This is a genomic window from Rhodospirillales bacterium, from assembly GCA_023898805.1.
In the GTDB taxonomy this organism is placed as follows: Bacteria; Pseudomonadota; Alphaproteobacteria; order Micavibrionales; family UBA1664; genus UBA6145.
In genome coordinates this window covers 406,865-417,886 of record CP060260.1, presented here as the reverse complement: position 1 = coordinate 417,886, position 11,022 = coordinate 406,865, and the positions used below count along the sequence as shown (strand labels likewise).

The 11,022-nt window shown below is 58.4% G+C and carries 3 protein-coding genes; all 3 read left to right on the top strand.

Annotated elements, in window-relative coordinates:
- Positions 1-3: 3 nt before the first annotated feature.
- Positions 4-3,225: a tail fiber domain-containing protein gene (locus tag H6866_02105; protein USO08032.1), complete on the top strand. Its 3,222-nt coding sequence runs from the start codon at positions 4-6 to the stop codon at positions 3,223-3,225.
- A gap of 348 nt (positions 3,226-3,573) precedes the next feature.
- Positions 3,574-8,367: a tail fiber domain-containing protein gene (locus tag H6866_02100; GenBank protein ID USO08031.1), complete on the top strand. Its 4,794-nt coding sequence runs from the start codon at positions 3,574-3,576 to the stop codon at positions 8,365-8,367.
- Positions 8,368-8,390: 23 nt separating this feature from the next.
- Positions 8,391-10,988, top strand: a complete 2,598-nt coding sequence (locus H6866_02095) for a hypothetical protein (protein ID USO08030.1) — start codon at positions 8,391-8,393, stop codon at positions 10,986-10,988.
- Positions 10,989-11,022 lie beyond the last annotated feature (34 nt).

Below are 11,022 nucleotides of genomic sequence, written 5' to 3'. Positions count from 1 at the left end.
AAGTTGACGATTAATAACGGCGCCAACAGCATGTACGACATCCTGCGGGTTTATGGGAGCTCGACAACCGCTTTTGGCGCGCTCGGGCAGACCGGCACGATCACGGTTCTTTCCGCCCCGTCGACCGGGACAGATACCACCTCGCTGCAATTCCACACGTCGAATGCCGGGGCCGAGTCAGCCGCGATGACCATTCTTGGCAGCGGCAACGTGGGCATCGGGACGACCAACCCTTACAACACCCTGCATGTGCATACGGCAACCGACGTCAACATGTTGATCCGTACGGGGATCGCCGATACGACGGCCGCGCGCCTGCATGCGCTTAAAGATGACGGCACGACATATATCCCGATGGAACTTGCCGCATCCAAATTCAACTTTGTGAACGGCAACGTGGGCATCGGGACGACGACGCCGGGTACCAAGCTGGATGTTGTCCAGACGGGGACGACTCCTGCCCTCCAGGTTTCCGGGGGCACCAATCCGCTGATGCGCATCGTCGATGGGACAGTGATCGCCAAGTTGCAATCGACTGGCGGCACAGAGGGGCTTGTCGGGACCGAAAGCAACCATCCTTTCAGTATCCGGACAAACAACACGCAAAGAATATTTGTTGATACCACCGGCAACGTGGGCATCGGAACGACGGGGCCGGTATCGAAGCTTGACGTTGCGGGTGGCGCGCGGGTGGGGGCGGACGCGACGTGTACGGCGGCCAAGGCCGGGATGCTGGCGTGGAACTCCAACAAGCTTCAGGTGTGTACCGACGCGGGGACGTTCACGGATATCGCCTCGTCCTCCGGCGGCTCCTCGCAATGGGTCAACGGCACCGGCGGGGCGATTTATTATAACAGCGGCAGCGTGGGCATCGGGGTGACGGCGCCGTCGTCGAGTCTGGAAGTTCGAAACTCCCCCGTTAATGTCACAAAAAGCGCCGTGGCGGCTGTTTTAACGCCGAGCGTTACTGCGAACGGCACATATTATCATATGGGGGCCCAGAACGTGCTGGAGCCTGTTATTGCCAGCGGGATTACAAACTCTGGCTATATGATCGGGACACGAAATGACGTGTACCGAAACTATGTCGTTTCGGGGGACAAGGGTACGCTGCAGTTGCTTTACGGGATGAGTATTGGTTACGGGCATTACAATACCGATGCTACGGCATCCCCCACGACGACCCGTGCTGTTGGATTGGTGATTGCTCCTCTTTATAATTCCGGCACCATCACCGATATGTACGATATCTACCTGAGCCCTGACGGCACAGGGGGTACGGTCACGAACCGTTACGGCATTTATCAGGCCAACACAGCAAAGAACTATTTCGGCGGCAATGTCGGCATCGGGACGACGCCAACAAACAAGCTGACGGTCGGCGGGTTGGGGAATGCTGAGGGTATTCAACTGGTGTCGGGCGTCGCGAACCATACCTTGTTTATTGGCGATGTGGACGATGGCACCAACCGGTACTGGGCGATTACGCCGGGGACCGGTGCGACGCAGCCTTTTGTGATCAACAGCGCCTCAAGCGGTCTTAATTATAATCTTTGGGTGCGCAACAAGGGTGGCAGTTACAATTACGTCAATATCGCGCATAACGATACATACGGCATGATTTCCACGTCGAACGCCACGCCACTGGTGCTCTCGCCGGGCAGCGGCAGCGTGGGGGTCGGCGTCAATACCCCGCGCGGACGACTGAACCTGTACGGTACCGGTCAGACGACGGCGGATCTCGACACCACGACGGGCGACCTGTCGAACATGCTGGTGCTGCAAAGCTCGAACATCGCGGCGGGCGACGGCGGCGGCATCGTGTTCGGCACGCGCACGGTGGGCGGGTCGACCGACGGTCTGTGGGCGGCGATCAAGGCGATTGCGGTCAGCGGCACCAATTATTCCGCGGGCGACCTTGCGATCAGCACCCGCACGCTGAACACCGATACGGCGTTGAGCGAAAAAATCCGCATCAAGGCCAACGGCAATGTCGGGATTGGGACCGCGACGCCGGCGGCGAAACTGGATGTCGCGGGGACAGGCAATAATATGATTGCCAACCACGCTTATACCGGAACGAATTCTTATGTGCCGCATTTCATCGGGTATATGGCACGGGGGACCGAGGCATCGCCCACCTATCCTTTGAACGGTGATCCTCTGGCGACGTTCCAAGGGCGGCCGGGTGCCGGTAGTTCCTCCTGGACCGGTATGACCATCGTGGCGACGGAAGACCAATCGGCCACCGCGCAAGGTTCGCAAATCCGCTTCCAGACAACGCCGAACGGCACTGTTTCTTCGACGGTGCCACGTATGACCATCGATCAGAACGGTAATGTCGGCATCGGGACGAATGCGCCAGCTACGGCTTTGGAAGTGGCGCCTTCCATCAGCAATAGCACGATTAAGACGGGCGGGATCGAGATTCAAAGTTATGCTGTCAACAATGATTGGATAGCCGACAACATGTATTATAGTGGCTCTGGTGCCCCGTGGACATACAGAGCAAATGGCTATGCTGCACAGATGTATTTCAACAGCGGCAATATTACATTCAGAACTGGGCCAAGCGGTACGGCTGGTGGTTTATTTACACCGCTTACGGCACTTCAAATTCTTAACAACGGCAACGTCGGAATCGGGACCACGACCCCCAATGAGGGCAAGGTCGAGGTCAAGGGCGGGACGGTGTGCGTGGACACCAATTCCGACGATTCCGCGACCAGCTGTATCGCCAGCGAGTCCGACGCACGGTTGAAGAAAAACGTCGAGGGGCTGGGTTACGGCCTCGACACGCTGATGAAATTGCGCCCGGTTTCGTTCGACTGGAAATACGACGACGCCGAGGTGTTGAAACATTATCCGCTGGTGGCGCGTTTTGCCAAGGCGCCGCACAGCGTCGGCTTCATCGCGCAGGAGGTCCAGAAACTGGTGCCGGAGGCGATCGAATCCGAAACCGTGGGCGACAAGGACGTCCAGTACTTCCAGCTTGATTACACCAAGATCGTGCCGGTCGTGACGCGCGCGGTGCAGGAGCTTAAGGGCCTGTTTGACACGCTTTCGGCCAAGGTCGCGGATCTGGCGGCGAAGCTGGCGGACGTGGTGGCCGATGTCGCGGGGCTGAAGGACGAGGTCAAGAGCCTGCGGTCCGAGAACGCGGCGCTGAAAGACCGGCTGGATGCGATGGATGCGCGGCTCAAGGCGTTGGAGGGGGCGAAGTGATGGTGTTTCCTTTCGTCGTCATTGCGAGCGTGAGCGAAGCAATCCATGATGCGCCATGGGGTGCGCCATGGGGTGCGCCATGGGGCGTCCGGGGGGGGGCGTCCATGGAAGGGCCTGGACGAGGCGGGAACACGGTAAACAATCGGGTTTAAAATCATGCTGAAACACACACGCACACAGTTTCGTTTCACGCTCGCGGCCTTCGCCGTGCTGGGCTGTTTTGCGTATGCGCCGGGGGCATGGGCCGCGTGTTCCACCCTGACCAACGGCATCGTGCCTTTGGCGCGGTTCAATGCGTCGGGCAATTCCACCGTGTTTACCGAAAGCACCTCAACCGCTACCGCCACGGTGCAGGGGGCGATCGCGTACGACACGGTGGCAGCCGCCCTGAAAGTGTGCGACGGCACCAACTGGATCGCGCTTGCGGCGGGCAGCGGTTCTACCGTCACCGGCACCGGCTCGGCCGGGTATGTGCCGTATTGGAGCAGCGCCTCCGCCCTTTCATACGACAGCACATCCGGCGGGCAGTTTTTCTGGGATGCCACCAACCACAGGCTGGGCATCGGCACCGCGACGCCGGGTGTGCCGTTGGATGTGAAGTCAGCGTCGACGAGCAATCAATCGATAGCGAATTTCCTGCAGCCCAATCTGCCGACATCGGGTGTTACGTATATCAAGTTGGGGCAGTCGTTGAGTGATTACAATCAGGCCGATATCAGATTTGCGTATGTAGGCAACAATTCGACATCCAATTATCTGGGGTTTGGATTTTATAACACGAGTACCCTGATGAGTGTTCGAGTGGATGGCAATGTCGGGATTGGGACGACTAGCCCCAGCACACGCCTAGAAGTCAGGGGTGGAGATTTAAGAGTTTCAACCAGCGATTGGGTTGCTTCAACAACGGGAAGTTTTCTGAATGTTGGTCCCGGAGCCACGACTGGAAACACATACATAAAAATTCAGGGTTATACGGATGGCGGAACGAGTCCAGGCGTTCTTGCCCTTAATCCAGTGGCGGGCAACGTGGGCATTGGCATCTCGTCGCCTTCGCAAAGGCTGGATGTCGGCGGAATCATACAGTCGGCGTCGTCGGCTCCGGCCTTCTTTTTGAACAAGACAAATGCGCCGGTCGATTCCGGGCGCTGGCAAATTGCGCCAAGCAACACGGACTTGAACGTTCAGGCGCTGACGGATGCCGGTGGCGGCGGCGGAAACTATTTTTCGTTTACCCGCTCGGCGCAGCAGATAAATAATTTTACGGGCTATAAATCGGGTAACGCTTGGTTCACCGTCGACAACAATGCCGGCAATGTCGGCATCGGGACGACGTCGCCGGGTTCGCCGTTGACGGTGGCGCCGCCCACATCGTTTACGACAGGTACGATTGCGGCGGTGACGGCGCCGACGGTTTCACAAACGGGGAGTACCACCGGGCTTTCGGTCAACATGGCCGGCATTACACCGGCTATAGGCAGTGTTGTTGGTGTAAACGTGCCGTCGTTTACGGGTGGAAATAATGGTACGAATAACTACGGCTTGTATGTGGGCACGGTGAACGGTGCCGGCAGCGCCTATAACGCGGGAATTTATGTGAACGCGGCCACGGGCAGCGGCGGCTGGGGCGGTACGGGCATCCGCCTTACGGGTGGCGGGACCGGTACGCATGATTATGCGATCTACAATGATGCCACGGGCAAAAACTATTTCGCGGGCAAGCTGGGCTTGGGGCAGGTATCGCCGCAAAATCCGCTGGCGGTTTCGCCGGTGCAATATTCAACCGGCACGGCATCGCAATCCGGCACGACGGTTACGGGTGTGGGCACCACATGGACATCGTCCATGGTGGGATCGGAGCTTTTATATACGGCGCAAAGAATTTGGGGTGGCGTGATTACGGCGGTTAACAGCGCGACATCGTTGACCGTTTCAACATCGCAAACCGTAGGCAGCCAGACCTATAACATCAACTACCCCGGTTTACAGGTGACAAGCACGGGCAGCGTGGGTGTTGGCACGGGAGCGCCCGCAGCAAGGGTTGATATACAGCAAAGTGCTGATACAGCTGCAGCCAACGGTTTGCGGGTATTAAATTCCGGAAACACGCTTGGGGTGTTTTTATGGATCGACGGTTCTTCGAACGCACATCTTGACTCCGGCGCAAGCGGTACGGGGTCGTTGGTGATCAATGCTGGCGGTGGTAAAGTCGGCATCGGGACGACATCGCCTGATGCCAATGCCTTGCTGGATGTGACATCCACCACCAAGGGTTTTCTGCTGCCGCGCATGACAACGGCGCAGGCCAACACGCTGGATACCGCCACCAGCACCAACGGTATGATGATATTCGATACCGATACCGGCACGGTGAAGGTGCAGGTAGGCGGCGCGTTTGTGTCGCTGGCCACGGGCAGCGGTTCGACCGTTACCGGCACTGGTTCCACCGGGTATGTGCCGTATTGGAGCAGCGCCTCCGCCCTTTCATACGACAGCACATCCGGCGGGCAGTTTTTCTGGGATGCCACCAACCACAGGCTGGGCATCGGCACCATTACGCCCAGTAGCAAGCTTGATATTAATGCCGCCGATGTGACAACGGATGCAGGTCTGATTATTCGGACCGCGACCGGCAGCGGGATTCCGGCTTTACGTTTTATACGCACGGGCGGTTCGGCCTATACCATTGCGGATAATGCAGGAAAGCTGACATTTTCAAACAGTTCAAGTGCGTATCCCGGAACAGCAGGAATGGTTATGGATACGACTGGCAAGGTCGGTATTGGCACAACATCGCCGGCCAATGTTCTTGAGGTTTCCGCCGCCGGAACGCCATACACGATGGCCCTGAAATCGCCAGACAATGCGGTGAATCTGGCCTTAACGCCGTATAACAGCTCCTCCTGGTCGATCATCGATAATACCAAAGGGCAATTCATTATCAGGAATTCGGAAACAAGCGGCACCGGCTATATCGGTTTTCGTGCCGGCAATAGCGGGACCGATCAGGTGCGTATCAGTTATGATGGCCTTGTCGGCATCGGGACGACGTCGCCGCAGGGGGCTTTGCAGGTCAGCCATGCGTATGAATCGAGTGTGCCTGCGCTTGGTTCCCCCAGCGCCTTCCTGAACATTACGAATGCGAATGCCTGGGGGTTGATTGCCGGGACTCTTAACTCGGGCAATGTTTATATGCAGGCGCAGCGCGTGGATTCTACGGCAACATCCTATAACATGCTGCTCCAACCCAATGGCGGCAATGTCGGCATCGGGACGGGGACGCCGGCGTACAAACTGGATATTGCTGCCATTCCTTATTCGAACAGCCAAAGCGGCGGGATACGTCTTACAACCCCTGCGAATGAATGGTGGTCGTCGCTTGTGATGGAATCCAGCGCGAGCTGGGCACCGTATACAAATCTTTATGTGCATTACGGCAGTAATACATACAAGGTTATTTCTTTTGATCACAGTGCGGGCAACGTATCGTTTGGCGATTCAAGCCACCCCGAATTAATGACATTATCTGCGGTTGACTGGGGGGCGAATAAAAACGGTGGTTTGACCATTCAAACCACCGGTGCTGCGTGGGTTTCGGGTGTGAAGCTGAAATCCAATGCTGGCAACACGCCACGCCTTGCACTTGAAATTAACGGCACTGAAGCTTTATCGTTGTTAAATGGTGGCAACGTGGGCATCGGGACGACGTCGCCGGGGACGAAGCTTTCCGTTTCCGCCGGTTTGAACCAGGGTATATCGGTTCTGGATAGTACGGATTCCGACAACGCCCGCGTGCAACTGCGCACTTCGGCAACGAACGGGAACGGCATCATCGATGTCAGTGACAACACGGAAACCGTGAAGGTTGAATTGCATTCGAATGGCGCAAGCTATTTTAACGCCGGCAACGTGGGCATCGGGACGACGTCGCCGGCAACTGCGCTGGATGTGGTGGGTGAAATAAATTCCGTCAAAAACGACGATTGGTTCAATATCAGCGCATCTGAATATGCCAATGCCAAGAATGCGGCCATTCGATTGATGCGCGCGCGCGGCACGTCGGCGGCGCCGACACAACTTCTGTCGGGCGATATCATCGGTTCGCTGACGTATCGTTCTACGTTCAATCCGTTGAACGGCGCTGCCGTTATAAGCTCGGCCACGGAAAATCAGGGTACCGGTGCCTTTGGTTCCAACCTTCAGTTCCAGACCGTCGCCAACGGCACGACCAGCGGCGCAACGCGCATGACCATCGACCAGAACGGCAATGTGGGCATCGGGACGACGACGCCAAGTTATTTGCTTCAAGCCAATAGTTCGACAGTCGGTTCGCCGGGTGTGATGGCAGTTTCTTCCGCGACCAGTGCGTCTAATCAAAGCGTGGGGCAATTGAGTTTTTATAATACGGGGGTTAGTACAGAAGTGGGGCGCATCAGCGTGAGCCGGACCGGCAGCAATTATGCCGGGGTGATGCATTTCTATACTTATCCTGACGCTGGATCCCTGACCGAAAGCATGACGATACTCGGCAGCGGCAATGTCGGCATCGGGACGGCGTCGCCGGTGTATACGCTTTCGGTTGCCGGGGTTATCCAGGGGCAGGCCGTGGCGGCCTCTGGCGATGTTCTGCGTGTCGGCAACGATTCCAAGCTGGTTGATATCGATATCGCCAACACCATGGGCGTCTATGGCGTCCAAAATTCCGCGATCGGGAATATCAAGCTCGGGAGCGGCGGCGGCACCATATACGGCTATAGCGGCAATATCGGCATTGGAACCTCCACGCCGGCACAGGCGCTGGAGGTGAATGGCAGCGTGCTGGCGGCGGCGTATCTGTATTCGTCGGATGCGCGGTTGAAAACCGATGTCGCGGCGCTGCCCGGGCAGTTGGATAGGCTGTCGGCGCTGCGCCCCGTATCGTTCAAATACACCGCCGATCAAAAGGGCGAGACTCATCTGGGCCTGATCGCGCAGGAGGCGGAGACAGTCTATCCCGAACTGGTCAAGACCGACGACAAGGGGATGAAGGCGATCGATTATCCGGGGCTGATCGCGCCGCTGATTTCGGCGGTGCAGGAATTGCGCGCGCAAAACGCGCAACTGCGCGCCGAGCTGGACGCGCTTAAATCCGCGCAGCAGAAATAAAAAAGGGAAGGGGGCGCAAGGGTATGGCAAGGGCGATGCGCATGCTGATCCTGATGCTGGCGGCGTTTTTCGCGTCGTTCCAGGCGGGTTATGCGGCCACGTCCTATACGCTGGCCTATGACGGCAGCGTCCAGATCAACGAGTTTTCCAATTGCCGCGTCGTCAACAACGGCCACCCGTCGCAAAAAAGTGTTTTCATCGCGACCAAGACCACGAACGAATGGACCAGTTTTTACACCAACCCGCCGATGGGGGTTACCGCCACCGGCTGCACGCTTGCGACGTCGGGCGCGGTGGCAAGCTGGGGACAGGTGAATAGCGGGGCGTTGGGCGACGGGGTTTTGAACTATTTCCCCGTTCCCGGCCATTTAACCACGGTGGGCGGCGCCAATGCCCTGACTTTTAAAAAGGTGGCGCTGGGCGCGCAGCATGCTTGCGGCATTCTTATGGACGATACGATGCGTTGCTGGGGGTATAACGGTTATGGCCAGCTGGGGTACAATTCCGGGGTCAATACCAACCTGCCTACAGCGCTTTACGGCAGTTTCGCCACGACGACATGGAAGGATGTTTTTTCCGGAAGCAATACAATCTGCGCGATCCGCAAAACCGATAATGTCATGTTCTGCTGGGGCTATAACGCGTATGGAGAGGTCGGGGATGGGACCACGACCAATCGTACTATACCCCAAACCCTTGATTCCAGCGGCGGGTGGGACACAACGGCATGGGACAGCGCTGGCGCGGTTTTTTATGGTTTTTGTGCGATCAGGTCGTCGGACAAGCATATGTTTTGCTGGGGCCGGAATACTTATGGCGAGCTTGGGAATGGCAGCACAGACGGCAGCCTCACCGCCCATGCCACCCCGGCACCGCTGACATCGACCGGCGGGTGGGACACGACGGCATGGAAGTCGGTCGGTGGCGGGGCCAACCATTTTTGCGCTGTCCGCAATTCGGATTCCAAGATGTTTTGCTGGGGCCGGAATATTTATGGCGCGCTGGGCACCGGCGATACCACGGACCAGTCCGTGCCGACCGCGTTGGGCGGCGGGTTTTCGACCACGGCGTGGAAGTCGATGCAGGGTTATGACCTTGGAAGTTGCGCACTGCGCAGCGACAACGTGATTTATTGCTGGGGGTACGGGCGCGGCAACGGGTCCAGTTCGTCCGCCGTTTCGGTTCCCACCGCGCTGGGCGACGGGTTCGACACCACCACCTGGTCGGCCTTCGGCACCGGCACGTACCAGACCTGCGCCATTCGCGCATCGGATAGCCAAATGTATTGCTGGGGCTCCAACGGGTTCGGCGCGCTGGGTACCGGCGATTATACGAATGCCTATACGCCTGTATCCCTGGCCGGTGTGGGGGGGTGGAGCGGCGCGAGCTGGAAAGGCGTGGCGGCGGGGACGTATTTTGCCTGCGGGATTATGCAGGACGATACGCTGGTCTGCTGGGGCCGCAACCAGTACGGGCAGCTGGCCAACAACCTTTTTAATCGTAGTGTCCCCGGGACGCTGGCGACGGCCGGGGGGTGGGATACCACGGCGTGGTCGCATATCGGGGCGTCGGTCAATTTTGCCTGCGGCATCCGCGCGTCGGACAGCAAAATATATTGCTGGGGAGAAGGTAGTTATGGGAATCTGGGCAACAATCCGGCCGATCAGGGCGGGTCGTACGAGCCGACGGCGCTGACATCCACCGGCGGGTTCGATGCCATGACCTGGTCGGCGGTCAGTGCGTTCAACCCAAGTGTTTGCGCGTTGCGGTCGAGCGATTCCCATATGTTCTGCTGGGGGTATAACGCCTATGGCCAATTGGGCGACGGCACGACAACCAGCCATACCACGCCCGCATCGTTATCATCGACCGGCGGATGGGACACGACGGTGTGGGAATCGCTGGCGACATCGTCGCAGGCCAACCATTTCTGCGCGATCCGGGCGTCCGACCACCGCATTTTCTGTTGGGGTTATAACTGGGCCGGACAATTGGGCGATGGTACGACGACGAGTTCCAGCGTGCCGATCCCGCTGTCATCGAGTGGCGGGTGGGATACGACGCAGTGGAAATCGGTTTCCGTGGGCAATGCCAATACATGTGCCATCCGGCTGTCGGACGAACATCTGTTCTGCTGGGGGGGCGGAGGTTACTATGCGCTTGGCAACGGGGGCGGGGCCAATACCTCCGTGCCTGTATCGCTCAGTTCCAGCGGCGGGTGGGACACGATGCAGTGGTCAAAAGTGGCGGTCGGTTATTTTGGGGCCTGCGCGATCCGTAAATCGGACAGCCAGATGTTCTGCTGGGGGTATAATGCCTTTGGCCAGGTGGGTGACGGGACCACGGCGAATAAAACCATCCCTACGGCGCTTGGCGGCGGATTCAGCGCGACCGCGTGGTCGGATGTCGGCGTATCCGGATCGCCTGCGCGGACCTGCGCGATCAGGACGTCGGACAAGCATATGTATTGCTGGGGCGACAACCGGGATGGCGAACTGGGCGACGGCACCACCACCAACCGCACCACGCCGGTGGCGTTGACCACGACCAACGGATGGGATGCGACCACCTGGTCGGGGCTGGCGCTGGGCGTCTCTTTCACGCTGGGCATCAAGCAGTAGCAGGTTTCTTGCGTCGTCATTGCGAGCGACCGGC

Coding starts and splice junctions, on each gene's coding strand:
- H6866_02095 (USO08030.1), top strand. CDS start 8,391: ATGGCAAGGGCGATGCGCATGCTGATCCTGATGCTGGCGGCGTTTTTC.